At 62.5% G+C, this 26,797-nt stretch carries 20 protein-coding genes; 15 read left to right on the top strand and 5 right to left on the bottom strand.

The window, feature by feature from the left end:
* The first annotated feature begins 200 nt into the window (after positions 1-200).
* From JWP26_RS00775 to JWP26_RS00755, 5 genes are all read left to right on the top strand, one after another.
* Complete coding sequence (locus JWP26_RS00775; protein ID WP_299721999.1) at positions 201-1,523, top strand: extracellular solute-binding protein; 1,323 nt, start codon at positions 201-203, stop codon at positions 1,521-1,523.
* Between the two features lie 250 nt (positions 1,524-1,773).
* Positions 1,774-2,670, top strand: a complete 897-nt coding sequence (locus JWP26_RS00770) for a carbohydrate ABC transporter permease (protein WP_299721996.1) — start codon at positions 1,774-1,776, stop codon at positions 2,668-2,670.
* A complete protein-coding gene (locus JWP26_RS00765) occupies positions 2,670-3,482 on the top strand; it encodes a carbohydrate ABC transporter permease (RefSeq protein ID WP_299721993.1) in 813 nt (270 codons plus the stop codon). Before JWP26_RS00770 ends, JWP26_RS00765 begins: the two co-directional genes overlap by 1 nt.
* On the top strand, positions 3,479-6,673 hold the full coding sequence (locus tag JWP26_RS00760; RefSeq protein WP_299721990.1) for a glycoside hydrolase family 38 C-terminal domain-containing protein: 3,195 nt from the start codon (positions 3,479-3,481) through the stop codon (positions 6,671-6,673). The genes JWP26_RS00765 and JWP26_RS00760 overlap by 4 nt, the downstream gene beginning before the upstream one ends.
* A 60-nt stretch (positions 6,674-6,733) precedes the next feature.
* The gene (locus tag JWP26_RS00755) at positions 6,734-7,795 is read left to right on the top strand and encodes an ABC transporter ATP-binding protein (protein WP_299721988.1); all 1,062 of its coding nucleotides are present in this window, start codon (positions 6,734-6,736) and stop codon (positions 7,793-7,795) included.
* A gap of 16 nt (positions 7,796-7,811) precedes the next feature.
* Here the strand turns inward: JWP26_RS00755 and JWP26_RS00750 are convergent, their stop codons facing one another.
* A complete protein-coding gene (locus JWP26_RS00750) occupies positions 7,812-9,095 on the bottom strand; it encodes an ATP-binding protein (protein ID WP_299722068.1) in 1,284 nt (427 codons plus the stop codon).
* Positions 9,096-9,181: 86 nt separating this feature from the next.
* On the opposite strand from JWP26_RS00750, the gene ppk2 reads away from it, so the two are divergent.
* From ppk2 to JWP26_RS00720, 6 genes are all read left to right on the top strand, one after another.
* Positions 9,182-10,045, top strand: a complete 864-nt coding sequence (ppk2, locus tag JWP26_RS00745; protein WP_299721985.1) for a polyphosphate kinase 2 — start codon at positions 9,182-9,184, stop codon at positions 10,043-10,045.
* 158 nt (positions 10,046-10,203) lie between these two features.
* Positions 10,204-11,001: an N-formylglutamate amidohydrolase gene (locus JWP26_RS00740; RefSeq protein ID WP_299721982.1), complete on the top strand. Its 798-nt coding sequence runs from the start codon at positions 10,204-10,206 to the stop codon at positions 10,999-11,001.
* A 37-nt stretch (positions 11,002-11,038) separates the two neighbouring features.
* Positions 11,039-12,550, top strand: coding sequence for an amino acid permease (locus JWP26_RS00735; protein WP_299721979.1), 1,512 nt, complete (start codon positions 11,039-11,041; stop codon positions 12,548-12,550).
* A gap of 61 nt (positions 12,551-12,611) precedes the next feature.
* Entirely contained in the window at positions 12,612-13,976 is a 1,365-nt protein-coding gene (locus tag JWP26_RS00730) for a glutamine synthetase family protein (RefSeq protein ID WP_299721976.1), read from the top strand.
* Between the two features lie 132 nt (positions 13,977-14,108).
* Complete coding sequence (locus JWP26_RS00725; protein WP_299721973.1) at positions 14,109-15,491, top strand: aldehyde dehydrogenase family protein; 1,383 nt, start codon at positions 14,109-14,111, stop codon at positions 15,489-15,491.
* 142 nt (positions 15,492-15,633) lie between these two features.
* Complete coding sequence (locus tag JWP26_RS00720; RefSeq protein ID WP_299721970.1) at positions 15,634-16,788, top strand: iron-containing alcohol dehydrogenase; 1,155 nt, start codon at positions 15,634-15,636, stop codon at positions 16,786-16,788.
* Positions 16,789-17,090: 302 nt separating this feature from the next.
* On the opposite strand, the gene JWP26_RS00715 is transcribed toward JWP26_RS00720, so the two are convergent.
* A complete protein-coding gene (locus tag JWP26_RS00715) occupies positions 17,091-18,563 on the bottom strand; it encodes a mannitol dehydrogenase family protein (RefSeq protein ID WP_299721968.1) in 1,473 nt (490 codons plus the stop codon).
* Positions 18,564-18,693: 130 nt separating this feature from the next.
* Between JWP26_RS00715 and JWP26_RS00710 the strand changes: the two genes are divergently transcribed.
* Positions 18,694-19,602: a sugar kinase gene (locus JWP26_RS00710; RefSeq protein ID WP_299721965.1), complete on the top strand. Its 909-nt coding sequence runs from the start codon at positions 18,694-18,696 to the stop codon at positions 19,600-19,602.
* A gap of 177 nt (positions 19,603-19,779) precedes the next feature.
* Here JWP26_RS00710 and JWP26_RS00705 read toward each other — a convergent pair whose 3' ends face one another.
* Complete coding sequence (locus JWP26_RS00705) at positions 19,780-20,325, bottom strand: DUF924 family protein (protein ID WP_299721962.1); 546 nt, start codon at positions 20,323-20,325, stop codon at positions 19,780-19,782.
* A 59-nt stretch (positions 20,326-20,384) separates the two neighbouring features.
* Positions 20,385-21,302: a VOC family protein gene (locus JWP26_RS00700; RefSeq protein ID WP_299721959.1), complete on the bottom strand. Its 918-nt coding sequence runs from the start codon at positions 21,300-21,302 to the stop codon at positions 20,385-20,387.
* Positions 21,303-21,503: 201 nt separating this feature from the next.
* Here JWP26_RS00700 and JWP26_RS00695 point away from each other — a divergent pair, with 201 nt between their 5' ends.
* Positions 21,504-22,109, top strand: a complete 606-nt coding sequence (locus tag JWP26_RS00695) for a short chain dehydrogenase (RefSeq protein ID WP_299721956.1) — start codon at positions 21,504-21,506, stop codon at positions 22,107-22,109.
* 34 nt (positions 22,110-22,143) lie between these two features.
* Here the strand turns inward: JWP26_RS00695 and JWP26_RS00690 are convergent, their stop codons facing one another.
* Positions 22,144-23,958, bottom strand: coding sequence for an ABC transporter ATP-binding protein (locus tag JWP26_RS00690; protein ID WP_299721953.1), 1,815 nt, complete (start codon positions 23,956-23,958; stop codon positions 22,144-22,146).
* A gap of 849 nt (positions 23,959-24,807) precedes the next feature.
* Here JWP26_RS00690 and JWP26_RS00685 point away from each other — a divergent pair.
* Together JWP26_RS00685 and JWP26_RS00680 are read left to right on the top strand one after the other, a co-directional pair.
* A complete protein-coding gene (locus tag JWP26_RS00685; protein ID WP_299721950.1) occupies positions 24,808-26,049 on the top strand; it encodes an aminopeptidase in 1,242 nt (413 codons plus the stop codon).
* On the top strand, positions 26,040-26,633 hold the full coding sequence (locus JWP26_RS00680) for a YdcF family protein (protein WP_299721947.1): 594 nt from the start codon (positions 26,040-26,042) through the stop codon (positions 26,631-26,633). The genes JWP26_RS00685 and JWP26_RS00680 overlap by 10 nt, the downstream gene beginning before the upstream one ends.
* The last annotated feature ends 164 nt before the right edge of the window (positions 26,634-26,797 follow it).

Raw genomic sequence — 26,797 nt, 5'->3', positions numbered from 1 at the left:
AAGGGTGATATTCACAGGACGAATAGGCCCTAACCTGTTCATATCAAAAGCAATAAATGCAGAAGACAAAAGCTGCTCGACTCTTTTTGCTCGTCACCATTGCAACGTTGCAATTAACATGATTACCTCTGCCGGCGCCGGAGGAGGGTTCGGCGCAAGAGCCGCGCATTGTCGCGGTGCGAGCACCTGAGGAGGAGTTCATGCTCAAACGGAATCTAATGGCGACGGTCGCCGCTGTGGCCATGGCTGCAGCGTCGGTTATCCCAGCGCATGCCGAAATCACCTTTATGTATGCCACGTGGCTCTCGGGCCTGGTGGAACCAGGTGTCGCCAATTTCGAAAAAGCGACCGGCGAAACGGTCAACGCCATCAAGCTGCCCGACCAGGGCTATGACCAGCGCGTGGCGCTGGACCTGTCGGCCGGCACCGCCGCCGACGTGGTGCTGATGGACAGCTTCATGGTGAGCGAACTGGCTTCGGCCGGTTATCTGCACCCGCTGGACGAGTTGGCTGGGAAGTGGGACCAGTATCAGTATTACCTCAAGGGCCTGATCGAAGTCGGCTCCTATGATGGCAAGGTCTATTCCCTGCCGACCGACACCGACGTGCGCATGCTGTGGTACAACAAGGCCAACTTCACCAAGGCCGGCATTGCCATGCCATGGGAGCCCAAGAGCTGGGCTGACGTGCTCGATGCGGCCCAGAAGCTCAAGGACGCCGGCGTCGAATACGCGTTCCAGCTTCCCGCCGGCACCAAGCAGGGCGAAGCGACCACGATGCAGGGCTTCTATATGGCGCTGCTCGGCGCCGATGTTCCCGAAGGCGATCGCAATCGCTTGCGCGACCGTACCAGCGGCAAGTGGATCGGCGACAGCCCAGGCATCCGCAAGACGCTGCAGCTTTATCACGATGTCTATGTCGGCAAGCAGCTGACCGCGCCGGACCTGAACTATGCCACCGATATCGGCGCTTCGGTGCGTGAAGCCATGGCCAATAACACCATCGGCATTTTGGCGTCCGGCTCGTGGGAAGATGCATGCCTGTGGGATTGCACCGGCGCCAATGTGCCGAGCCGCGAAGAGCGCGATGCGCTGGTCGGCTGGACCCCATGGCCGGGCTCGGGCGATCCGGGCACCAATGCCACCACCAATATTTCGGGTGGCTGGGCTGTGGGCGTGAACGAAAAGGCCGCCGACAAGGATACCGCGTTCAAGCTGGTGGAAGCCATCTTCGACAAAGCCAACTTCGAAGCCTGGACCATCGCCAACCACCGCATGGGTGTGCGTACCGATATTTCGGAATCCCCGGAATATACCGCTGACGCCTATCTGGCCAAGGCAACGGCTCTTGCCGCCACCACCACTGGTCGCGACACTGTCCCCGGCTATCAGACCGTTTCGGCTCTGATCCAGCAGGCAACCGCCGATATCCTCGACGGCGGCTCCGTGGATGACGTGGTCAAGGAATATCACGACGCCCTGGTCGACGAGTTCGGCGCAGACGCGGTCGAAGTCTACCAGTAATACCGAGGCCCTCCCGGCACGGCGGCGTCCGGTCCTCCGGCGCCGCCGGTACGGGAGTTTTGAATGCATATGGAGCGGCGGCTCCCCTCCCCCTTGAGGGGTTGGGGGTGGGGGTTTGCAGGATGGAGTGGAGGCCTTGCGGCAGCTCCACTCCTGTTGAGGCCTCCCCCCACCCTAGCCCTCCCCTCAAGGGGGAGGGGACTGCATCGAGTATGCGGACGATGTTGCGACCAACAGGAAATCCAGCCGAATGGCGATGAAAAACCAGATCAATCCCTGGCTGGCATCCAATGTGTGGCTGCTGGTTCTAGGCATGCTGCCGGCCTTTTTGCTGCTCGCCGCACTGATCTATTTCACCGCCTGGGCCTTCAGCTTCTCCTTCACCGATCTTGAGCTTGTGGGCAGGAAGTCGGTCAACTGGAGCTGGGTAGGCTTTGAAAACTACGTGCGTCTATGGACCCGCAAGGGGTTCCTGGATGCGTTGTGGACCACGGTCATCTTCACTTTCTTTTCGGCCATTGTAGGCCAGAGCGTGCTCGGCTTCCTGCTGGCGGGGACATTGCGCACCACCAAGTCCAACCTGCGCAGCTTCATCGAAGTCGCCATCATGCTGGGCTGGCTGCTGCCCGATATCGTAGCGGCGTTCCTGTGGTCGGCGACCACCTCGCAGACAGGGCTGATCAACAACTTGATCATCACGCCGCTGGGCTTCAAGCCGGTCAATTTCATCAGCGAATTCGCACTGCCGGTGGTGACCATCGCCAATATCTGGAAGGGCACCGCGTGGAGCTACCTGCTGTTCTCGGCGGCTTTGGACTCGGTGTCGCGCGAAGTGGTGGAAGCCGCCAAGGTGGATGGGGCGACGCCATTCCAGCGCATCTGGCTGGTCATCCTGCCGATCATCCGGCCGCATATCGCGACGAACATGCTGTTCATCACCATCTGGACCTTCACCTATTTCCCGCTGATCTATGCGCTGACCGGCGGCGGGCCGGGACGGCAGAGCGAGACCCTGGCCATTTTCATGTACAAGCAGAGTTTCGGCACCGGGAAGCTCGGCTATGGCAGCGCCATTTCGGTGGCCATGCTGCTGATCGTGGGCGCCTTGTCGCTGATCTATCTGCGCCTGCTGCGGGAGCCTAAATAATGGAAAATGAAGCGCATTCCCGCGCCATGGCGCTGGCGCTGTCGTTCATGGCGCTGATCTGGATAAGCCCGTTTGCCTGGCTCATCCTCAACGCTTTCGATCCGGCGGCGACCGGTCGGCTGGCGATCCCTCAGGGTGTGACGCTGGGCAATTTCGCTCAGGCGATGAGCGGCAATGCGGGGCGGCAGTTCTTGAACTCGGTCTATATCGCGGCCGGCACGGCGACGCTGACAGTGATCGTCGGCATTGCGGCCGCCTATCCGCTGTCGCGGCTGAAAATCCCCGGCCGCAATGCGTTCCTGTGGGCGCTGGTGGTGATGCGCATGCTGCCCTCGATCGGCGTGCTGGTGCCGATGTATTTCGTCTCGCAATCGATGGGGCTGCTGAACAATTACGGCGTGGTGCTGGCGCTGACCATTTTGAACCTGCCGTTCACCCTGCTGCTGCTGAAGAACTTCTTCGATACGGTGCCGGTAGAGCTGGAAGAGGCCGCCTATGTGGAGGGCGCCAGCCTTTGGCACATCGTCACGCGCATCGTGCTGCCGCTATCGCGGGCCGGCATTGCGGTGGTGTGGTTCTTCACCTTCACCGGCGCCTGGAACGAGTTCCTGTTGCCGCTGATCTTTTCGCGCACCGAACAGGGTTTTCCCATGTCGGTGGGCCTCTATGCCGCTTTCGGCCAGAATGGGGCGATCCAGTACGGGTTCTTGGCGGCCTATTCGATTATCTACGCAGCGCCGGCGGTCGGCGTCTATTTCTTGTTACGGCGCAACATGAATACAGGTTTCGCCGGTGTCGGAGTTAAAGGATGACCTATTCCAATCCCCTGTCCACCAAGCTTGGCCTGCTGGACGACGATCTCAAAACCGAGGGGAAACTGCTGCGGCTGTGCGCCGATCTGCACGCCAAAATCCTGACGCCGGTCGAGGTGCCGTTCCAGTGGCATTATGTGGAGGAAAACCTGAGCGCCCAGGCCGCGCTCAAGGCCGATTGGCGCGGCTGGACCAAGTTCGACGCGCGCACCGTATGGGCGCGCAGCCAGGACAATACGTGGTTCGCTGCTGAAGTGACCGTGCCCAAGGAAGCGGCAGGCAAGACCTTCATCATGCGCGTCACCTCGCAGTGGAGCGACCGGCCTGGCGGCACCGATCCGCAGTGCCTCGCCTATCTCGATGGCTCGACGGCGCAGGCGATCGACGGAAACCACAATGAAGTGGTGGTGATGCGCAAGGCCAAGGCCGGCACCAAGCGCGTCGTGCATGTGAACGCTTTCACGTTTTTTCCGCGCCTGCTGGTCGGCTTCACCGTCGAATTCTTCATCCGCAACGAACGCGCTGAAAAGCTCTATTACGACCTGCAGACGCCGCTGGAAGTCGCCACCCGCCTGCACCAGTCCGATCCGCGTCGGCATGCCATCACAAAGCTGGTCAATGACTCCCTGCGCGCGCTGGATCGGCGCGGTGCGCATACCGAGGCGTTCGAGGCGTCGCTGGGCGCGGCCGAGAAGATCGCTGCCAAGATTTATCAGCTCAAGGACACCGAGGTGATGCCGACCATCACGGCGGTGGGGCATACCCATCTCGATGTCGGCTGGCTCTGGCGCGTGATGCATACACGCGACAAGACCGGGCGAAGCTTCGCCACGGTGATGGAGCTGATGCTCGAATATCCGCAGTTCGTCTTCATGTACAACCAGTCGGTGCTGTTCAACTTCCTTAAGACCGATTACCCGGAAACCTGGGCGCGGCTGAAGGAAAAGGTCAAATCCGGCCAGTTCGAAATCGAAGGCGCGATGTGGGTCGAGCCGGACGTGAATATCGTTTCGGGCGAGAGCCTCGTGCGCCAGATCATGCGCGGGCGGCGGTTCCATATCGAGGAATTCGGCGTTACCCCAAAGACTGTGTGGCTGCCCGATACGTTCGGTTATTCGGCCAACCTGCCGCAGGTGATGGAGCGTTCGGGGCTGGAATATTTTGTTACCAGCAAGCTGAGCTGGAACGATACCGACCGCCACCCCTATGACACCTTCTTCTGGCGGGGCATCGACGGCACCAAGACCAAGGCGCAGCTGATCACCGCGCAGAAGTTCGGCAGCGAGCAGATTTACACCACGTACAATTCCGATCTCTCGGTCAGCGAAGTGATGGGCGCCTGGACGCGTTACGAGCCCAAGCAGGCCTATGACGAAGTGCTGCTGTGCTACGGTTATGGCGACGGCGGCGGCGGACCGACCCGCGCGATGATCGAGCGCGGCACGCGGCTGGAGCGCGGCATTCCCGGTGCGCCCAAGCTGAAGCTCGAAGGCATCGCGCCCTTCCTCGACCGGTTGGGCACGGCCATGGAAGCGGACCCGGCCCGCTTCCCCGAATGGAATGGCGAGCTTTACCTGCAATATCATCGCGGCACGCTGACGTCGGTGGCCAAGAACAAGGCCAATAACCGCAAGAGCGAGCGGGTGATGAAGGAGCTCGAACTGCTGAGCGCCCTGGCGCATGCCCAGAGCGGCGCGGCCTACCCAGCGGCGCAGATCAATACGTTCTGGGAAACCATCCTGATCAACCAGTTCCACGACATTTTGCCGGGCACGTCGATCCCCGAAGTCTATGTCGACTCCGACAATGAATATGGCGAGCTGTTCTCGACCCTGGCGTCGGCCAATGGGCCATGGCACTCGGCGGCTTCGGCCATTCCGGGCGCCAAGAGCGGCACGCGATTGTTCAACTTCACCAGCCAGGCGCGGACGAATGCGCTGGTGAGCCTGGGCAGCGATGCTGGTCTCGATGGCGCCGGGCTTGCTCAAGGCGGCGCGACGCAGCCGCTGCAGAAGCTGGTGGGTGCCGGTGGCGAGACCAGTTATGCGGCGCCAGTCAGAGCGCTGGCACCGCTCGGCTGGACTGGCGTTCAGGTGGTCTCCGGCGTTGCTGCTGGCAAATCGACACTGAAGGCGACCACCAGCCTGCTCGAAAACGACCTGATCAAGGTCAGCTTCGACAAGGCTGGCGAGATCACCTCGATCCTCGACAAGAGCCGCAATCGCGAAGTCATCGCCAAGGGGCAGACGGGCAACCGGCTCATCGCTTACGAAGACAAGCCGATGGAGTGGGACGCCTGGGATATCGACCGGTATTTCGAGGAGCAGTTCTGGCCGCTCAGCGACAGCAAGGCCACCATTACCGTGGTCGAGACCGGCCCGCATCGCGCGGCAATCCGGGTGGAGCGGACGTACAACCTGTCCAAGGTCGTGCAGGTCATTTCGCTCGAAGCAGGCGCTCGCCAGCTTGAATTCGACACCTTTGTCGACTGGCAGGAACGCGCGACCGTGCTCAAGGCGTGTTTCCCCTTCGATCTGAACGTCTCGGAAATCCGCTCGGAAATCCAGTTCGGTCACGTCAAGCGGGCGACCCATCGCAATACCAGTTGGGACAAGGCGCGCTTCGAAGCCTCGATGCATCGCTGGGTGGATATGAGCGAGACCGATTTCGGCGCCGCGCTGCTCAATGACTGCAAGTATGGCTATGACGCGCTGGAGCAGACCGTGCGGCTGACGCTGCTGCGCGGTTCGAGCTTTCCCGATCCGAAGGCGGATCTGGGCGAGCATCGCCTGCGCTATGGCTTGTTCGTGCACGATGGCGTCGCCGATCTGGCGCAGGTGCATCGCGCGGCCGAGCGGTTCAACAATCCGATCGCGGTCTTGGGTTCGGTCAAGCCGGGCGCGGCGACGGGGGCCAGCGAAAGCTTCGCTTTTGCGACTTGCGATGCGCAGAATGTGACCATCGAGACGGTCAAGAAAGCGGAAAAATCCGACGGGCTGGTGCTGCGGGTTTTCGAGACTGCCAATACGCGGGCGACGGCGACGATCAGGTTCGGGCTGCCGATCAAGTCGGCCAAGCTGGTGAACCTGATGGAAGAAGGCGACGAGGGTAAAGTCACGGTGGTGGACAATACCGTCGTGCTGGAACTGCGGCCGTTCCAGATCGCGACCTTGATGGTTGAGACGGCCTGAGGCCCATTGCTGTCATCCCGGCGCAAGCCGGGGTGACCCTTGACGAATGAGGAGACCACGATGAGCGATGTCCAACTGACCGGCGTACACAAGTCCTACGGCAATGTGCCGGTGCTGCATGGGGTCGATCTGACCATCAAGTCAGGCGAGTTCGTGGTCTTTGTGGGCCCGTCGGGCTGCGGCAAGTCTACGTTGTTGCGGATGATCGCGGGGCTGGAGCACATTACCGGAGGCGAGGTGAAGATCGGCGGCAAGGTGGTCAATGACGTCCCCTCCCCCCAGCGCGGCATTGCCATGGTGTTCCAGAGCTACGCGCTTTATCCGCATATGAGCGTCTACGACAATATGGCCTTCGGGTTGAAGCTGGCCAAGACGCCCAAGGCCGAGGTCGACCAGCGCGTCCGCGAGGCTGCGCGGATTTTGCAGATCGAGCCCTATCTCGACCGCATGCCAAAAGCCCTGTCGGGCGGGCAACGCCAGCGCGTCGCCATTGGCCGCGCCATTGTGCGCCAACCGAAGGTTTTTCTGTTCGATGAGCCGCTGTCCAACCTCGATGCTGCACTGCGCGGGCAGACCCGCGTCGAAATCGCCAAGCTGCACGATACGCTCGATGCGACGATGATCTATGTGACGCATGACCAGGTCGAGGCGATGACGCTGGCCGACCGGATCGTGGTGCTCAATGCCGGGCGGATTGAGCAGGTCGGCACGCCGCTGGAGCTTTATCGCCACCCGGTCAATACGTTCGTCGCCGGCTTCATCGCCAACCACACGATGAATTTCGTCAATGTGACGCCGAAGGGATCGTCTCTGACGCTGCCCGGCGGCAAGACGATTGCGACAACCAATCCTCAGGTCGCCAAAGCCGCGAGCCTGGGCGTGCGGCCGGAGCATCTGGGGCTGACGGACGTGGCCAGTGCGCAATTCACCGGCACGATCGAGGTCATCGAACAGTTTGGCGAATATGCGCTGATCCACGTCCTGCTGGCCGATGGCAATCACCTGACGGTCAAGCTGGACGGGGCGCCGGATCTGCATCTGCACACGGAAGTGCATGTCGGGCTGGACCCCGCCGTGGTGCATCTGTTCGATGCCGAGGGACGGGCGCTCCGGTCCGTCTAAGACCAATCCTACAGCCTCACGGCAGCAGCACGTCGACCCGCATGCCTTCGCCCGGTTTGCTCTTGATGGTCAGCACGCCGCGGTGGCGGTGGACGATGTGCTTGACGATGGCGAGGCCAAGGCCGGTGCCTTTTTTCTTGCGGCTGGTATCGGCATCGATGCGGTAGAAGCGCTCGGTCAGGCGTGGCACATGCTCGGGCTCGACGCCAGGCCCGTGGTCGGTGACGCTGACCTGATGAGCGAAACCGACGCGGCCCGCAGGCCCAAGCTGGACCTCGACGGTCTTGCCATTGGAGCCGTACTTCACCGCGTTGTCGATCAGGTTTTCAAACACTTCGTAGAGCTGGCTGCGATCACCCGTAGTGGTCGCGGGCCCGTCCGGCAGGGTCATGACGATCTCGACATTGGCCGCCCGGGCTTGCGTTTGCAGGCCCTCGCGTACTTCGCGCAGCAGCGCGGCAAGATCAATGCTGCCGGTGGGGCGGACATGCTGGTGCATCTCGATGCGCGACAGGCTCAGCAGGTCGTCGATCAGCTTGCTCATCCGCTCGGCCTGACCGCGCATGATGACGAGGAATTTTTCCCGCGCGGCCGTATCCTTCGCGGCCGGCCCCAGAAGGGTATCGATAAATCCCAGCAAGGACGCCAGCGGCGTGCGTAGCTCGTGGCTGGCATTGGCGATGAAGTCGGAGCGCATCGCGTCGACCCGTTTGAGCTCGGTCAGGCTCTGGAAGGTTACAATCAACAGGCGGCCTTCGTCTTCGAACCATTCGGTATCGGGACGCCGCAGCGGGGTGACGACAACCTTGTCCCAGGTCTCGGAGGGCAGGGTTTCGTGCAGCTCGAAGGTTCGTGTCGTGCCACTGCGGCCGGCGCCATCGATGGCCTGCACCAGATCCGGATTGCGCAGGTAGAAGGTGACGGGATTGCCTGCGATCAGGTTAGGAAACTTTCGCGCCGCTGCGCTATTGGCGTGGGTGACGAGCGCGCGCCGGTCGAGCAGCAGGCAGGGGTCGGTCAAAGCATCGGCGAAAGCGGCGATCCACTGTTCGTCATCGGTGACGATCTCGCTGGCGCCGGGCACGACGGTTTCGATCCGGATTTCAGCAGCCGGCAACAGCGCCGCCACGACTCCCATGATGAGCAAAGCCAGCAGCGCATTGATGGGGTGCAGCCCGGCGGAGAGCACCAAAGCCAGCAGCACGCCGGCCAGCACAAGCAGCAGCGTGGCCCGGCTGAGCAGGCGCGACATCAGCGTTACGACAAAGCTACGCGGTTGGGGGGAACTGGAAACGAGCATCGACACCGTAAAAAAACCACAGCGGCCGGAGCCACTTGCACACAAGCGATCTTCATAGCACGTTCAATGCGACAAGGGAGAGACAGGTGAGCAATCCGTTCGACGACTTCGATATCGAAAATCCCAAATTGCCCAAGGCGATCAAGAAGGCCGCAATGAGCTCGGGCGGCTATCCCTATGCGGACAAGCTGGACTGGGATGTCTACGAAGCGGAAATGCTCGACCTGCAAAAGCAATTGGTGCTGCTGCAGGCCCACCTGGCCAAGACGGGCGAGCGCGTAATGCTGGTGTTCGAGGGCCGCGATGCGGCCGGCAAGGGCGGCACGATCAAGACCTATCTCGAAAATCTCAACCCGCGCTACAATCTGATCGCGGCGCTGCCCAAACCCAACGATCGCGAAAGCACACAGTGGTATTTCCAGCGCTATGTCGACTGGCTCCCGGCCGCCGGGGAGACCGTGCTGTTCGATCGCTCCTGGTATAACCGGGCCGGGGTCGAGCCGGTGATGGGGTTTTGCACGCCCGAACAGACCGAGCATTTCCTGGAGGAAGCGCCCGAATTCGAGAAACGCCTGACCAATGACGGCATTCATCTGTTCAAGTTTTGGCTGTCGATCGGGCGGGAAATGCAGCTCAAGCGGTTCCATGACCGGCGGCACGATCCGCTCAAGGTGTGGAAGCTGTCGCCAATCGACTTGAAGGCGCTCGACAATTGGCAACCCTATTCCAAGGCGCGCGACGAAATGCTGACGCGGACCGACAAGTCGTATGCGCGCTGGACCATCATCCGCGCCAACGACAAGCGGCGCGGTCGGCTCAACGTTATCCGCAGCGTGCTCGACCGGCTCGATTTTGTGGGCAAGGATCATTCCAAAATCGGCCCGATCGATGCGAAAATTACCATGAGCGCTGACGAGTTCCTGGCCATGGATGGGGTCGACGCGGCATAGGACTTTGATCGAACGGTCAAAATTATCCACAGGGGACACACCAAGCCTTTGACAGAGGCCGCAAAAGGCTTTCATCTGTCATTAATCTTTCGTGATCGCTGGTGAGGGCCGGCGCATGAAGATGGAAGTCCGGATCGGCGATCCGGCTGGGGCACGGCATGCTTGACGATCGTGCAGAGGCGCGCCTTGAGGCGAGCCAACTGCCGCCGGCAATCACCATCAATCCCGAGGGGCGCTCGCCCTTCGTACTGGTTTGCGACCACGCCTCCAATCGCATTCCCGAGCGCTATGGCGATCTGGGCCTGTCGCTGGCGCAGCGGCTGGAACACATCGCCTGGGATCCGGGTGCGCTATCGGTGTGCCAGGCGCTGGTCGATCTGCTCGATGCGCCGCTGGTACATTCGACCGTGTCGCGGCTGATCATCGACTGCAACCGCGAGACAGACTCGCCCGAACTGATCCGCACGCTGTCGGAGGCCACGATGATCGCGGCCAATATCGATGTGAGCGATGAGGAGCGCGCGCGACGGATTGGCGATTATCACGCACCATTTCACCTCGCCATCGAACGGGTGCTGGATCGGCGCGCCGAGCGCGGCCTGCCGACCGTTCTGGTCTGCATGCACTCGTTTACCCCGATTTACCTCGATGTGCCGCGGCCTTGGCCGATCGGGCTGATCCACGGCCGCGACACCGGCTATACGCAGAAGCTGTTCGACGCGCTCATGACCGAAGATCCGGCGCTGGACCTCGGCTGGAACGAGCCCTATGCGGCGCTCAACGGGGTGACGCTGACGCTGGAAAAGCATGGTGATGGGCGCGGGCTCGAGGCCACCATGATCGAAATTCGCAACACTGAAATTCTCGAACCCGCCGGGGTTGCCTTCTGGGCTGCCCGGCTGGCCCGATGCCTCGTGGCCGCGCATGAGGCGCGCGGCAGGGCGGCGGCTCGCTAGACGCAAGATTGGGGCTTTAAACCTGGGGGCTTGAATAATGGCAGAGACAAAGAAGGTCGGCAGCGTCGCCTACGCGACGCAGGACAGCAGCTATTTCGAAAAACGTGGGCTGACCCGCTATGCGGGCATCTGGTCGCTATGGGCGCTCGGCGTCGGCGCGGTGATTTCTGGCCACTTCTCCGGCTGGAACTTCGGTTTCATCACCGGCGGCTGGGGCGGTATGATGGTGGCAGCGGCCATCATCGCCATCATGTATCTGGGCCTGGTCTCCTCGATTGCCGAGATGAGCCCGGCACTGCCCCATACCGGGGCGGCCTATTCGTTCGCGCGCACCTCGATGGGGCCGTGGGGCGGCTTTGTCACCGGCCTGTTCGAGAACGTCGAATATGTACTGACGCCGGCGGTGATCGTCACCTTTATCTCAGGCTATTTCGGCTCGATTACGGGGCTCGATACGGCGCTCTACCCGATCCTGTGGATCGTGTTCTTCGCCATCTTCCTCGCGCTCAACATCTATGGCGTGGCGCTCAGCTACAAGGTCACGCTGGTGGTAACCCTGATCTCGCTGGCGGGCCTCGTCTTCTTCTGGTTCAGCGCCTTCCCCAATATCGATTTCGGTCGCTGGGCGCTTAATATCGGCGTCGGGCCGGATGGTGGCGCAGTCGAATTGCCCGAGGGCAATGGCTCATGGTTCCCCTTTGGCTGGCAAGGCGTATTGGCTACCCTGCCCTTCGCAGTCTGGCTGTTCCTGGCCATCGAGCAGGTGCCGCTGGCGGCCGAAGAATCGGTCGATCCCAAGCGCGACATGCCGCGCGGCATTCTCCTGGGGTTCTGCACCCTGCTGCTCAGCGCGTTCATGATCGTGCTGCTCAACCCATCGATCCACGGCGTCGGCAGCTTTGCCCTTGGCTCGTCGCTGGAGCCGGCGCTGCTCGGCATCCGCAACATCTATGGCGATGCGGCGGCACCCCTGTTCGGCATTGTGGCGTTGATCGGGCTTATCGCCTCGTTCCACACCATCCTCTACGCGCAGGGCCGTCAGGTCTATTCGCTCAGCCGGGCGGGGTATTTCCCGTCGGCGCTGTCGGTGACGCATCCCAAATACAAGACCCCGCATATCGCCATGATCTCGGGCGCGCTGCTGGGCCTGGCGGTGATGCTGATCATCTGGTTCGTCAATGGCGGCGGCGGCGAAGGCGAAACCCAGCTCGGCGATGACATCATTGGCTCGGTGCTGCTCAATATGGCGGTGTTCGGCGCAATGTTGAGCTACATCATGCAGGCGATCAGCTTCATTATCCTGCGCCGCAAGCTGCCCAATATCGAGCGGCCGTTCCGTTCGCCGGTGGGCATTCCGGGCGCGGTCCTGACCATCATCATCGCCGCCGTGACACTGTTCTACCAGTTGCAAGACCCGAACTTCTTCAAGGGCGTGATCTGGGTGGTGGCATGGTGCGCCGTCGGCGTCGTCTACTTCGCGGTCATCGGGCGGCACAAGCTGATCCTGTCGCCGGAAGAAGAATTCGCGATGGAACATCAAAAGGCCTAACGCCAAAACGGGGCCGCGGTTCACCGTGGCCCCGCAATCAAGAACACTGTGGGAGTTTCGCATGGCCGCCTATTCGCTCGACGCGCTCAAGGCCGACGTCGCCGCCGGCACGATCGATACCGTCCTCGTCGCCTTTCCCGATATGCAGGGGCGACTGATGGGCAAGCGGCTGCAAGCCGAGTTTTTCCTCGAAACCGCCCATGATGAAACCCATGGCTGCGATTACCTTCTGGCCGACGATATCGATATGGAGCCGGTGCCCGGCTACGAGGCGGCCAACTGGGCAAAGGGCTACGGTGATTTCGTGCTGAAGCCCGATTTGACGACGCTGATGAAGGCGACATGGCTAGAGGGCACGGCGCTGGCGTTGTGCGACCTCAGCGATCACCACCATCACGAGCCAATTCCGCATAGCCCGCGCGCCATTCTCAAGCGCCAGATCGAGCGGCTGGCGGCGATGGGCTATACCTGCAACGCGGCGACGGAGCTGGAATTTTACCTGTTCGACGACGATTTCCGTACCGTGCACGAAAAGGGCCACCGGAACCTGAAGACCTCCGGCTATTACATCGAGGATTACCACATCTTCCAGACGAGTAAGGAAGAGGGGGTGATGCGGGCGCTGCGCAAGCACCTGCAGGCCTCGGGCATTCCGGTGGAAAGCTCCAAGGGCGAATGGGGCCCGGGGCAGGAAGAAATCAACGTCAAATATGCCGACGCGCTGACCATGGCCGACCGCCATGTCGTGCTCAAGAACGCCACCAAGGAAATCGCCTATGGGCAGGGCAAGGCCGTGACCTTCATGGCCAAGTGGGATTTCGGGCTGGCGGGATCATCGAGCCATATCCATATGTCGCTGGCCGACATGGCGGGCAAGCCGGTGTTCGCCGACCCCTCAGCCGAGCGTGGCATGAGCCAGACCATGGCCCATTTCATGGCTGGGCAGATCGCCTATGCGCGCGACATCACCTATTTCCTCGCGCCCTACATCAATTCCTACAAGCGGTTCCAGGCGGGAACGTTTGCGCCCACCAAGGCGATCTGGAGCTCGGATAACCGGACGGCCGGGTTCCGGCTGTGTGGCGAAGGCGGCAAGGCGATCCGGGTGGAATGCCGGATTGGGGGCGCGGATTTGAACCCTTATCTCGCCATGGCGGCGCTGATCGCGGCTGGGATCAAGGGCATCGAGGACAAGCTGCCGCTGGAGCCGGCATTCGTCGGCGACGCCTATGTGACTGAAAAGCTGCGCGAAATTCCCAAGACGCTGCGTGAAGCCACTGAAACGCTGCGCCATTCGGTGCTGTTGCGCGAGGTGTTCGGCGAGGATGTGGTGGGGCACTATGTCCATACGGCGGAATGGGAACAGTTCGAGTATGATCGGCGCGTGACCGATTGGGAGCTCAAGCGCGGTTTTGAACGCAGCTAAGCCCACTTGCTGCCACAAGCGGCATCACATACTCGGTGTCACCCCGGCCTTGAGCCGGGGCCCAACTTGAGATTCCAGGATGGGTCCCCGCCTGCGCGGGGATGACATCGTGGCAAGGTAATAGGCTGGAACATGACGGAAACGGTCAAAATCATCTCGCCGATCGACGGCAGCGTTTATGCTGAGCGGGCTTTGGCCAGCGGTGCGGAAATCGATGCGGCGGTGGTGCGCGCCAAAGCGGCGCGGCACAGCTGGCACGAGATCACCGTGGCCGAGCGGGCCAAGGTGATGAGCCATTTCGTCGATGCGCTGCTGGAAATGAACGACGCGATCGTGCCCGAACTGGCCTGGCAGATGGGAAGGCCGATCCGGTTCGGGGGCGAGAAGCGCGGCGTCGAGGAACGGGCGCGGCATATGATTGCGATTGCCGAAGCGAGCCTGGCGCCGGTGGAGAAAACCGATAAGCCGGGGTTTACACGGTATATCACGCGGGAAGCGTTGGGCACGGTGATGGTGATTGCGCCGTGGAATTATCCGTTTTTGACGGCGGTCAATTCGATCGTGCCGGGGCTGATGGCGGGCAATGCGGTGATCCTCAAGCATGCCAGCCAGACGCTGCTGGCGGGAGAGAGATTTGCCGAAGCGGCCAAGCATGCTGGACTTCCCGACGGCATTTTCCAAAACCTGGTGCTTGGCCATGCGGACACCGAAACACTGATCGCCTCGGGCGCGATCGACCACATCAATTTCACCGGTTCGGTCGAGGGTGGCCGCCGGATCGAAAAAGCCGCGGCCGGCACATTCGCGACGCTCGGGCTGGAACTGGGCGGCAAGGACCCGGCCTATGTCCGCGCCGATGCCAATCTCGACAACGCGGTCGAGAACCTGGTCGATGGCTCGTTCTTCAATTCCGGGCAAAGCTGCTGCGGTGTTGAGCGCATCTATGTCGATGCGGTGATCTATGACGGGTTCGTCGAGCGCTTCGTCGAGAATGCCAAGGGCTGGACCCTGGGCAATCCGTTGGATGAAGCGACCGTGGTTGGGCCGATGGCACGGGGGAATTTTGCCGATCATGTGCGCGGACAGACCGAGGAGGCCGTGCGCGGTGGGGCGAAGCGGCATTTGAATTCAAGGCATGAGCTGGACAAAGACGGCTCGCCGTATCTGGCGCCGGAGGTGTTGACCAATGTGAACCACCAGATGTCGGTTATGCGCGAGGAAAGCTTTGGGCCGGTTGTCGGCATCATGAAGGTGGCGGACGACGAGGAAGCCATCACGCTGATGAACGACAGCCCCTATGGGCTGACGGCCTCGATCTGGACCGAGGACCTGGATGCGGCGGGCAAAATCGGCGCGCGGGTCGAGACTGGCACGGTGTTCGCCAATCGCTGTGACTATCTCGATCCGGGGCTGGTGTGGACCGGGGTCAAAGACACCGGCAAGGGCGGCGCGTTGAGCGAGATTGGCTATGCGAATTTGACCCAGCCCAAGAGTTATCATTTCAAGCATGGCTAGTGCCACGCCCTCGTGGTTCGAGGCTCGTAAGAACTCGCACCTCACCATGAGGGCTACTTTGAATCGCAGCTCCAGTAGACCTCATGGTGAGGCGGGAGCGCAGCGACCCTCGAACCACGAGGGCGTGCCACTGGAGGCCCCAATGACCAAAGCCAACTGGAACTACCCGACCGCCATCAAGTTCGGCGCGGGGCGCATTGCCGAATTGCCCGAGGCGCTCAAGAGCGCGGGGATCAGCAAGCCGCTGCTGGTGACCGATGCTGGGCTGGTCAACCTGCCGGTGACGCAGAATACGTTGGCACTGCTCAAGGCCGCGGGGATCGAAGCTGGCGTATTCGCCGATGTGAAGCCCAATCCGATCTCGGCCAATGTGAATGCCGGCGTCGAGGCGCTGCGGGCGGGCGGCTATGATGGCGTCATCGCCTTCGGCGGCGGCTCCGGGCTGGATGTCGGCAAGGCCATCGCCTTCATGGCCGGCCAGACGCGCCCGATGTGGGACTTCGAGGATATCGGCGATTGGTGGACCCGTGCCGACCCCAAGGGGATTTTCCCGATCGTCGCCGTGCCGACGACGGCAGGCACCGGCTCGGAGGTGGGCCGCGCCAGCGTCATCACCGACGAGACCACGCACACCAAGAAGGTGATTTTCCACCCCCTGATGATGCCCAAGGTGGTGATCGTCGATCCGGAGCTGACGGTGGGCATGCCCAAATTCATCACCGTGGGCACCGGCATGGATGCCTTGGCGCATTGCCTCGAAGCCTATTGCGCGCCGGGCTATCACCCGTTGGCCGACGGCATCGCGGTCGAGGGCATTCGGCTGGTGTTCGAGAACTTGCCCAAGGTTTATCTCGATCCCAATGACATCGAAGCGCGTGGACATTTGATGAGCGCGGCGGCGATGGGGGCGACGGCGTTCCAGAAGGGGCTGGGGGCCATCCATGCGCTGAGCCATCCGGTGGGGGCGCTTTACGACACCCATCACGGCATGACCAATGCGGTGTTCATGCCCTATGTGCTGGCGGTCAATCGCTCGGCCATCGAGCAGCGGATTGCGCGGCTGGCGGCATATCTGGGGATGTCGCCAAGCTTCGAGGCCTTCCAGCATGCGGTATTGGCGCTGCGGCAGCGGCTGGATGTGCCCAATACGCTGCGGGAGTTTGGCGTCGATGAGTCGAAGCGGGATTTGATCGGGGAGATGGCGATCGTTGATCCGACGGCGGGGGGCAATCCCATCGAGCTGACCAAGGCGCGGGCGCTGGATATTTTCGATCGGGCGTTGAACGGCTGGGTTTAGACCCGGGATTAGGCCGGCCTTTTCTTCTCCCCGTCGGGGAGAAGGTGGCGCGTAGCGCCGGATGAGGGTGTCTGCCCTGATAAAGTGCACCCTCACCCGTCTCGGCTGCGCCGATCCACCCTCTCCCCGACGAGGAGAGGAATAGAAGGTTGGTCCACTGTTTCAGCCCAACCACCGGACGAACTCCTCCCCCTTGACGGGGGAGGTGGGTGGGGGTGTTGGGAGCCACGATGATGGATCGGGGCTAAACATCCCCCCACCCTTGATCCCTCCCCGCAAGGGGGAGGGTGTCGACTGCTAGATTAGTCGCCAACCAATTCCGCCACTGTCTCCGCCGATCCGATCTCAAACAAGCTCTCCAAGTGCTCGATGACCGTGCCGCGGAACACTTCGTTCTGGGGCAGATCCGTGCCGAACACTTCGGTCAGCGCCGATAGGCCATCGAACAGCGCTTCGGGGTCACCCCCTGCCCCCGCCGAAATCGCCATCATGCGCATGGCGAGGGGGTCCTTCACATCAATGGTGTCGCCGTTCTCGTCGATGCCCATGACGTAGCGCATCCAGGCGGCAACGCCCAAGGCGAGGTGGGTGATGGGCTGGTCGGCCTTGAGGCGGTCGCGGATGGTGCCGAGAAGGCGTTGGGGGAGTTTTTGCGTGCCGTCCATGGCGATCTGCCAAGTGCGGTGCTGCAGGGCGGGATTGCGGAAGCGTTCGAGCAATTGATCGCGATAACCGGGCAGGTCGACGCCGGGCATGTCGAGGGTGGGGATGGCTTCCTCGGTCATCAGATTGTGGATCAGCTTGACGAAAGCCGGATCGGCCATGGCGTCGGAGACGTATTGATGACCGGCGAGGTAGCCGAGATAGGCTAGAGTCGAGTGAGAGCCGTTGAGCATGCGCAGCTTCATGCGCTCGAAGGGTTCGACATCCTTGACCACTTGCGCGCCAACAGTTTCGAAGGGTGGGCGGCCGAGGGGGAAATGATCTTCGATAACCCATTGGGTGAAGGGCTCGGTCATGATCGGCCAGGCGTCTTCGAGCCCGGTCAGCGAAGTGACCATGGCGCGGTCGGCATCGGTGGTGGAGGGCACGATGCGGTCGATCATGGTGCCGGGGAAGGCGACGTGTTCGGCGACCCAGGCGCCCAGAGCGGGATCGCGCAGTTCGGCGAAGCGGACGACAATGCGGCGGGTGGTGGGGCCGTTGGAGGGGAGATTGTCGCAACTCATGACGGTGAACGGGCGGATATCGGCGGCGCGGCGCTGGGCCAGGGCGGCGACGATTATGCCCGGCGCGCTGCGGGGGGCATCGGGATTGGCCAGGTCATGGACGATATCGGGATGGTTCGGATCGAGCTCGCCGGTGGCGGGGGCGGAGCAATAGCCCTTTTCCGTGACGGTGAGCGAGACGATGCGGATGGCGGGCGAGGCCATCAGATCGAGCAATTCGCTGCGCTGGGTATTGGCATCGAGCACTTTGAGGATCGAGCCGATGACACGGGCCTTGGTGCCGGAGGCGTCGCGCACGGCGACTGTGTAGAGGCCATCCTGCGGCTCCAGCGCTTCCTTGGTATCGGGACGGCGCAGGCTGGCGCCGACAACGCCCCAGCTGGGGTTTGTCGCCAGCAGGCTATCGACATAGACCGCCATATGGGCGCGGTGAAAGGCACCGATGCCGAGATGCACGATGCCGGGCGTCACCGCGCTGCGGTCATAATCGGGGACGGCAAAGCCCGTGGGCGATCCGGCAAGGGTTTTGGCGCTCAGGCGGGTCATGGCGGCAGAATCTCCAAACAACAGGGCGCAGCATAAGGCCTTCCAAACTTGTATGGAAGGCTATGCGCAATCTTGCGGCGCAGGTGGGTTTGACGGCATAACCCATAGGGACGCAATGGAGATTTTGAACTTGGCACAGCGGTTCGTAAGCATTGGCGAGTGCATGATCGAGATGGCCGGGGGCGAGGATCGGCAATACCGGCTGGGCTATGCCGGTGATACGCTCAATACGGCCTGGTACATGCGGGCGCTGCTGGGGGACGACTGGGAAGTGGATTATTTCACTGCCCTGGGCGAGGACCGCTATTCGGGCGATATCCGTGCGTTTCTGGATAGCAACGGCATCGGCACGCAGTTTATCGGCAAAGTCAAAGGGCGGCGGCCGGGGCTGTATATGATCCACCAGGAGCATGGCGACCGGCATTTCACCTATTGGCGCGACCAATCGGCAGCCAAGCTGATGGCCGAGGACAAGGATGCGCTCAACGGCGCGCTGGAGGGCGCCAACATGGTGTATTTCTCCGGCATCACCATGGCGATCCTGCATCCGCGGGCGCGTGGAAGGCTCTTGGGGGCGATCGTACGAGCGCGCGATGCGGGGGCTAAAATCGTGTTCGACCCCAATCTGCGACCGGCCCTGTGGAGCAGTCAGCGGGTGATGGCCTCGATGCTGACGGCGGCGGCGAGCGTGTGCGATATCGTGCTGCCGACGCATTCGGACGAGGCACCGGTGTTTGGCGACAAGTCGGTGGAAGAGACGGCCGAGCGGTATCTGGAACTTGGCGTTGAAGAAGTGGTGGTCAAGGACGGGGCCAATCCGGCGCTGATCGCGACGGCAAGCCAGCGGGTGACCGTGGCACCGCCGACGGGGGCGGTTGTGGTAGACCCGACGGGCGCGGGCGACTCGTTCAACGGGGCGTATTTGAGCGCGCGGCTGGCGGGGAAGTCGTTGCAGGATGCGGCCACGGCGGCGCATCGGGTGGCGGGGATTGTGATCGGGCAGCGCGGAGCGCTGGTGGAGCCGGGGTTGGTGCGGTAGCGCGGCGCCTCCTGCTTTCCTCTCCCCATTGGCGAGAGGTCGGCTCGGGATGGCCGAGACGGGTGAGGGGAAATTTATCCTCCGCAAGGCACGCAGTGATTGCCGCGACAATCCCCCTCATCCGGCGCCGCGCGCCACCTTCTCCCCGATGGGGAGAAGAAAAGAGGGCTCGGCGCTTCAGAAGCCGCGGTCACCGATTTCGACGAGATAGGCCGCTTCCTCGGGCGTATTTGCCCGTCCCAGCGCGGCGTTTCGAACCGGGAAGCGGCCGAAGCGGGCGATGCAGTCGTAGTGTTTTTGCATGAAGCCGAGCTGCTCGGCATCGCCGAGGGCGCGGTAGAGCTTTAGGCCCTCGTCCTGAATGGGCAGGGACTCGGCGTGCATGAAGGGCAGGTAGAAGAAAGGACGCTGCAAGGGGCTTACCACGTCGTCGGCGCCTTGGGCGATAGCTTCCTGGGCCAGAACCAAAGCCATCCTGTCCTGGGCGAAGGCTTCGGGCTGCTTGCGGAACAGTTGGCGGGAGAACTGGTCGAGGACGATGATTTCGGCCAGGCGGCCATGAGCGCTGGCGCGCCAATGCCAGGCTTCGCCCTTGGCGACGTGCGGGTGGGTCGCGGCGAATTCTTGCGCCAAGGCGGCGTCGAATTCGGGCTTGCCGCCGAACCAGTCCCCGGAGCCATGCTGTTCGAACCAGAAAGCGATGACGTCGGCTGCTGTGCGCATGAAAAATCCTCCCGCTCGGTGAACGGGAGGATTAGCGGTTCGGTTCGCTGGCGTCGAGGCTAGGCGCGCAGCAGCTTGATGCGATTGCCGAACGGGTCCTGCGTTTCGATGCCGCCATCGATCTCCGACACCGGCGCCTTGGCGGCGGCGAGCCGGGTGCGGACACCGTCGAGCGTGGCGGTATCGGGCAGCACGATGGTGAACCAGCGGAGGCCGGCGGCGCCGGCGGGCGGCAGGGCGGCGTTCTCGCCGGACCAGATGTTGAAGGCGATGGTGTGGGGGGCGTAGTCGAGGCCGACATCGCCCATGCCGAACGAGGTGATCAAGAGGAACCCGGCAAAACCGATGACATCGCGATAGAAATCCATCGCCATGTGCAGGTCGTTGACATGGACATGGACGTGGCCAATGCGCGTGCCGGCGGGCATGGAGGGGACGAGCACGGGCTTGTCACCAAGCTCGTCGAGCAGGCCATCGAGATCGATCGGCTCGCGGCCCGAATGCGGCTTGCCCTCGGTGGTGACGGCGTAATGGCCCAGCTTTGGGTCGGCCAGCGTGCCGCGCCAGGGGGTTTCGAAGGTGATTTCGATGCCGTTGTGGTCCAGATCCCAGAGGTAAATGGCTTCGGACACCAGGTGATCGGTGGGCGAAATCTGCACCTGGCGCTGCAGGGCGCGGACGGCCATTTGTGCAAGATCGGGCCGGGTCGGCACGTGGATGGCGACGTGGTAGAGGCCGATGGTACGGGGAACGGATGGACGGGTCGCGCCGGTTTCGAGCACGATCAAGGGCGTGCCGCCGGCACCCAGGGTCAGCAGGTTGCCGGTTTCGGCGATGATCTCAAGACCAACGACATCGCGCCAGATGGCAAGCGCCTTGGCTTTTTCGGTGACGGCGATGTGGACCGGACCCAGCTTGGTGGCCAGCGGCAGGATGAGGGCCGAGCGGACGTCGGTCTGGATGCGGGCATCGATCATGATTGTCTCCCGATGAATTGATCTGACGCTGATATAGGCCGGGCCTGCTGTTCTCACCATGTCCGACAAGGCGAAGGCATTGTTCGTCAATACTAGGGCAAAGCGGCCTTCCCCGCTCGGCGCATTCGTGGTGAATTGCCTTCGGCTTCCGCGATCGCGACGATTGCGAGGGCTTCAGCGTAACCCTGGATGTGATCGACCATGAAAGTCATCGTCATTGGAGCAACCGGCACGATCGGTGCCGAAATCGTCACCGCCCTTGCGGGGCATGAGGTCATCACCGTATCGCGCAGTGCCGGCGAGTATCGCGCCGACATCCAGGACAAGGCGTCGCTGGAAAAGCTGTTTGCGGCGATCGGCGAGGTGGATGCGATCGTCAGCGCGGCAGGCGGCGGGGCGTTCAAGCCGATCACCGAACTGAGCGACGAGGATTATGCGTTCAGCCTAGGCTACAAGTTGATGGGGCAGATCAATGTCATCCGCACCGGCATGAAATATGTGCGGCCGGGCGGCTCGATCACGGTGACCTCGGGCACGCTGGCGCGGGTCGCGATGCCGGCGGCGGCGGCGATCGGCATGATCAATGCGGGTCTCGAAGGTTTTGTGCGCAGCGCGGCGCTCGACCTCAAGGGCAAGGTGCGGCTCAACGTCGTCAGCCCGCCCTGGGTCGCCGAGACGCTGAGTGGGATGGGCCAGGACCCGGCCGGCGGCCAGAAAGCCGCCGATGTCGCCAAGGCCTATGTGAAGGTCATCACCGGCACGGCGACTGGTCAGATCATCGACAGCCAGACCGGCAAGGCGGTCTGAAAACAAAACGCCGGGGATTGCTCCCCGGCGGTTTTTACTCTCCGGCGATGGCGAGGCCCTTGGTCAGTTCCAGCGCCTGGCGCTCGAACAGGCGGCGGTAGATGCCGGCGGGTTGGCGCACCAGCATCTCGTGGGTGCCTTCCTCGACAATGCGGCCCTTGTCGAACACCAAGAGGCGATCCAGCGCGCGCACCGTCGACAGGCGGTGGGCAATCACCAGCGTGGTGCGGCCGACCATCAGGCGTTCCATCGCATTCTGGATCAGCACTTCGCTTTCGCTGTCCAGGCTCGATGTCGCCTCGTCCAGGATCAAGATCGGCGCATCGGCGAGGAAAGCGCGAGCGATAGCAACGCGCTGGCGTTCGCCGCCCGACAGCTTGACGCCGCGTTCGCCCACCATGGTCTCGTAGCCCTTGGGCAGGGACATGATGAAGTCATGCGCCGACGCTTGCCGCGCCGCCAGCTCGATCTCGGCGCGGGTGGCGCCGGGACGGGCATAGGCGATGTTCTCTGCCAGGGAACGGTGAAACAGCACCGGCTCCTGCTGCACGATGGCGATCTGCTGGCGCAGGGACGCCTGCTTCACAGTGGCGATGTTCTGCCCATCGATAACGATCTGGCCCTGGTTCACGTCATAGAGACGCTGGATCAGCTTGACGAAGGTCGTCTTGCCGGATCCCGAATGACCCACCAGCCCGACGCGTTCGCCGGGTGCAATCTTGACCGAGAAATCCCGGTAGAGCGCTGTGGCGTGCGAACCGTACTGGAACGTCACGTTCTCGAAGGCGATGGCACCCTTACCGATCTTGATCGCGCCGGCGCCCGGCTTGTCATCGATGCCGAGCGACTGGCTGTGCAGAGCCACCAGTTCTTCCATGTCGTTGACCGAACGCTGCAGGTTGCGCACGTGCTGGCCGACATCGCGTAGATGCCCCGACAGCACGAAGAACATGGACAGCACGAACGTGATGTCGCCCGGCGTGGCCGCGCCCTGCTGCCACAGCAGCAAGGCCGTGCCCAGAATGGCGGTCTGCATGATGACCATCATCAGGCCCTGCGCGCCGCCATTGAGCGTGCCGCGTTGCCAGGTGCGGCGCGTGCGCTTGCGCCACTTGCCAACGACATGGGTCAGCCGGGCCTCCTCGCGCGTTTCGGCGCCGAAGGCCTTGACTACGGGGTTGCAACTGACCGCGTCAGCCAGCGCGCCGCCCATACGGGTATCCCAGGCGTTGGCCAGGGTCGCGGCAGGCGCCACGAAATTGACCGCCAGAGCGATGGTGACGACGACATAGATCAGCGAGCCGAGACCCACGACCAGGCCCATGACCGGCCAAGCCATGCCGAGAATCACGCTGGCGCCGACCAGCATGGTCAGCGACGGCAACAGCGCGACCAGCAGCACGTCATTGAGCAGATCGATCGCGCCCATGCCGCGCGTGATCTTGCGCACCGTGGAGCCGGCGAAGCTGTTGGCATGCCAATCGGTGGAGAAGCGCTGGACGCGATGAAAGGCGTTCGCCGTCACGTCGCTCATGATGCGCAGCGTGAAGGTGATAATGTTGAAGAACACGAACTGCCGCAGCACCACCGAGCCGAGATAAAGCCCGGACATGACGAGGAATGCGGTGACCGCCGCACTCCAGAACTTGGCATCCTGGCCACTGCCCGATGCCACTGCATCGACCATATGGCCGGCAAACAGCGGAACCAGGGCCTCGGCCAAAGTGGCCACCAGCACGAGAACCGCGATCAAGGCAGCGCGAAGCGGCTGCTGGCGCCAATAGCCCATGGTGAAACCCAGGACATTGCGGAAGGCGTCGGCACTAAAACCGGATTTCTTGGACGACATAATGGTGACCCGGCCACGATTTTGGCGCGCCGGCCCTCAAGGGTAGACATGAAAGGCACAACCGTGGCGGGAGATAAATCGACCCGGCACTCAGATGGGTTGTGATGAAAAAACCGCGGGCGGCACCAGGGCGGGCCGCGGATGGGGACCTAACCTCGACGAGGTCGAGAGGTGCCCATAAGGAAGCCGGTGAACATATCTGTCATACAACGCCTCCCGAAGTTCGATTTTAAGCGGTGGACGATTTGTAGCCAAACAGTTCGGCTTTGCCAACCGCGAAAATCGCGGTCGGGCGAGTTGTGTTGCGTGAATGCAACGCTGGCAGGCGCAGCGGGCGATAGGTCAGGGAAGGTCGCGCGTGATCCACTGGCCGTAGCCGAGCGCTCCCATGAAAACGGCGAAAAATGCGACGACAGCACAGATGACGACAATCGTATCGGCGGGCATTGGGCTCACTCCATTTGGATGCAAGATGGAATAAGCGCGTAGCCGGGTGGGGGCTTTGATCTGGATCAAACGACGGGAGGTTCGCACCGCTCCGCTGTATGGATTAGTTTGATCCCTGAATTCTCAGTCGTCTCCCTCCCCCTGGCGGGGAGGGTCAAGGGTGGGGGATGTCTAACCCCGATCAACATCGTGGCTCCGAACACCCCCACCCTGCCTCCCCGTCAAGGGGGAGGAGTTCGCGCCACTCTTAAGCCCATCCACCGGCAGACACCTCCCCCTTGATGGGGGAGGCCGAGAGGAGGGGGTGAGTTGGCGTTCACCAAGACATCCCATTCTTGCCCTTGCCTTGCCGCGATGGCTGGTTAGGGTAACGCGCAAATCAATCCTGTTTCGGAACATGTCATGACCACGCAGAACCCCATCGATCCGGTAAAGCTCGACAAGCTCGGCGAAGTCGCCATCAAGGTGGGGCTGCAACTGGCGGAGGGGCAGGACCTGATCATCACCGCCCCGATGACCGCGGCGCCACTTGTGCGGCGGATCACCGAGCATGCTTACAAGGCCGGCGCGGGCCTGGTCACGACCATCTATTCGGACGAAGAGGCCACGTTGGCCCGCTACAAATACGCCAATGACGCCAGCTTCGATCGCGCGGCCGGTTGGCTCTATTCGGGCATGGCCGAGGCCTACAAGAACAACGCAGCGCGGCTGGCGATTTCGGGCGACAATCCGATGATGCTGGCGGGCCAGGACCCGGCCAAGGTGTCGCGCGCCAACCGCGCCAATTCGGCGGCCTATCGCCCTGCGCTGGAACTGATCACCGGCTTCGATATCAACTGGAACATCGTCAGCTATCCGACGCTGGCCTGGGCCAAGCTGGTGTTTCCGAACGATAGCGACGACATCGCGGTGGGCAAGCTGGCCGATGCGATCTTCGCGGCTAGCCGCGTCGACCAGCCCGATCCGATCGCGGCGTGGAAAGAGCACAATGCGAACCTGAAGAAGCGCTGGACCTGGCTCAACGAGAAGAAGTTCGCGTCCTTGCACTACACCGGGCCGGGCACCGACCTGACCGTGGGCCTGGCCGATGGTCACCGCTGGAAGGGCGGCGCGTCGGAGGCCAAGAACGGGGTGACCTGCAATCCCAATATTCCGACCGAGGAAGTGTTCACCACGCCGCATCGCGAGCGGGTCGATGGCTACGTGGCGGCGACCAAGCCGCTATCGCATAACGGCTCGCTGATCGAAGAAATGCAGGGCCGGTTCGAGAATGGTCGGCTGATCGAGCTCAAGGCCGCCAAGGGAGCGGACGTGTTCAACAAGGTGCTGGACACCGATGAGGGCGCGCGTCGGCTGGGCGAAGTGGCGCTGGTGCCGCATTCGTCGCCGATTTCGGCTTCGGGGATTTTGTTCTTCAATACGCTCTATGACGAGAATGCCTCCTGCCATATCGCGCAGGGGCAGTGCTATGCGGATTGCTTCATTGATGGCAAGAGCCTGAGCCAGGAGCAGATTTTCGCCCAGGGCGGCAACAAGAGCCTGATCCATATCGACTGGATGATCGGCTCCGACAAGGTGGATATCGATGGCGTCCACGCCGATGGCACGACCGAACCGGTGATGCGCAAGGGCGAATGGGCCTAGTTCGGCGCGTCTATAAACTCATCGTCGCGCTTGTCGTCCTCGCCCTGCTGGTCGGGGGCGGCATGGCGGTGGATATCTGGCGGTTTGCCGGGCAGAGCGCGTCCGGCAAGGCCGATGCGGCTTTGGTGCTGGGCGCGGCGGTGATCGGATCGACGCCGACGCCGGTGCTGGTGGAGCGGTTGCGGCATGCGGCGGATTTGTTCGAGAGCGGACAGGTGCGGCGAATCGTGGTGACCGGCGGGCTGAGCCCCGAGGATGACCTGACCGAGGCACAGGCCAGCAAGAACTGGCTGGTGGCCGAGGGCGTGCCGGCGGATGATGTGCTGCTGGAGGACAAGTCGCGGACGACGATCCAGAACCTGCAGTTTGCCAAGCCGGTGCTGGAAGAGAATGGGCTGGGGAGCGTGCTGGTGGTGAGCGATCCGCTGCATATGCGGCGGGCGCTGATGATCGCGGGGCGCGTGGGGATAAGGGCGGAACCGTCGCCGACACCGACCAGCAAATATCAGAGCTGGCAGACGACCTTGCCGTTTTTGGCGAGGGAGGTGTGGTTCATGGGGCAGTATCTGGTGACGGGGATGTGAGGCACTTCACCTCTCCCTTTGGGGGAGAGGTCGGATCGCTCTTGCGAGCCGGGTGAGGGGGCCTTCCGCAAGCACCTCACCCAGTAAAGGCCCCCACACCCCACGCGGCGCGTCGACCTCTCCCCCGCAGGGAGTGGTGAAGAGAGCGTGCCATGCCTACCCAG

Origin of the sequence: Devosia sp. (assembly GCF_028290435.1) — a bacterium.
In the GTDB taxonomy this organism is placed as follows: Bacteria; Pseudomonadota; Alphaproteobacteria; order Rhizobiales; family Devosiaceae; genus Devosia.
This window is presented reverse-complemented; position numbering and strand designations above follow the sequence as displayed.

Excerpts from the sequence above, each read along its gene's own strand:
- JWP26_RS00705 (WP_299721962.1), bottom strand. The coding sequence starts at position 20,325 with ATGCGCACAGCAGCCGACGTCATCGCTTTCTGGTTCGAACAGCATGGC.
- JWP26_RS00765 (WP_299721993.1), top strand. The coding sequence starts at position 2,670 with ATGGAAAATGAAGCGCATTCCCGCGCCATGGCGCTGGCGCTGTCGTTC.
- JWP26_RS00755 (WP_299721988.1), top strand. The coding sequence starts at position 6,734 with ATGAGCGATGTCCAACTGACCGGCGTACACAAGTCCTACGGCAATGTG.
- JWP26_RS00715 (WP_299721968.1), bottom strand. The coding sequence starts at position 18,563 with ATGACCCGCCTGAGCGCCAAAACCCTTGCCGGATCGCCCACGGGCTTT.
- JWP26_RS00775 (WP_299721999.1), top strand. The coding sequence starts at position 201 with ATGCTCAAACGGAATCTAATGGCGACGGTCGCCGCTGTGGCCATGGCT.
- JWP26_RS00690 (WP_299721953.1), bottom strand. The coding sequence starts at position 23,958 with ATGTCGTCCAAGAAATCCGGTTTTAGTGCCGACGCCTTCCGCAATGTC.
- JWP26_RS00740 (WP_299721982.1), top strand. The coding sequence starts at position 10,204 with ATGCTTGACGATCGTGCAGAGGCGCGCCTTGAGGCGAGCCAACTGCCG.
- JWP26_RS00735 (WP_299721979.1), top strand. The coding sequence starts at position 11,039 with ATGGCAGAGACAAAGAAGGTCGGCAGCGTCGCCTACGCGACGCAGGAC.
- JWP26_RS00760 (WP_299721990.1), top strand. The coding sequence starts at position 3,479 with ATGACCTATTCCAATCCCCTGTCCACCAAGCTTGGCCTGCTGGACGAC.
- JWP26_RS00730 (WP_299721976.1), top strand. The coding sequence starts at position 12,612 with ATGGCCGCCTATTCGCTCGACGCGCTCAAGGCCGACGTCGCCGCCGGC.
- JWP26_RS00770 (WP_299721996.1), top strand. The coding sequence starts at position 1,774 with ATGGCGATGAAAAACCAGATCAATCCCTGGCTGGCATCCAATGTGTGG.
- JWP26_RS00725 (WP_299721973.1), top strand. The coding sequence starts at position 14,109 with ATGACGGAAACGGTCAAAATCATCTCGCCGATCGACGGCAGCGTTTAT.
- JWP26_RS00700 (WP_299721959.1), bottom strand. The coding sequence starts at position 21,302 with ATGATCGATGCCCGCATCCAGACCGACGTCCGCTCGGCCCTCATCCTG.
- JWP26_RS00750 (WP_299722068.1), bottom strand. The coding sequence starts at position 9,095 with ATGCTCGTTTCCAGTTCCCCCCAACCGCGTAGCTTTGTCGTAACGCTG.
- JWP26_RS00685 (WP_299721950.1), top strand. The coding sequence starts at position 24,808 with ATGACCACGCAGAACCCCATCGATCCGGTAAAGCTCGACAAGCTCGGC.
- JWP26_RS00695 (WP_299721956.1), top strand. The coding sequence starts at position 21,504 with ATGAAAGTCATCGTCATTGGAGCAACCGGCACGATCGGTGCCGAAATC.
- JWP26_RS00680 (WP_299721947.1), top strand. The coding sequence starts at position 26,040 with ATGGGCCTAGTTCGGCGCGTCTATAAACTCATCGTCGCGCTTGTCGTC.
- JWP26_RS00720 (WP_299721970.1), top strand. The coding sequence starts at position 15,634 with ATGACCAAAGCCAACTGGAACTACCCGACCGCCATCAAGTTCGGCGCG.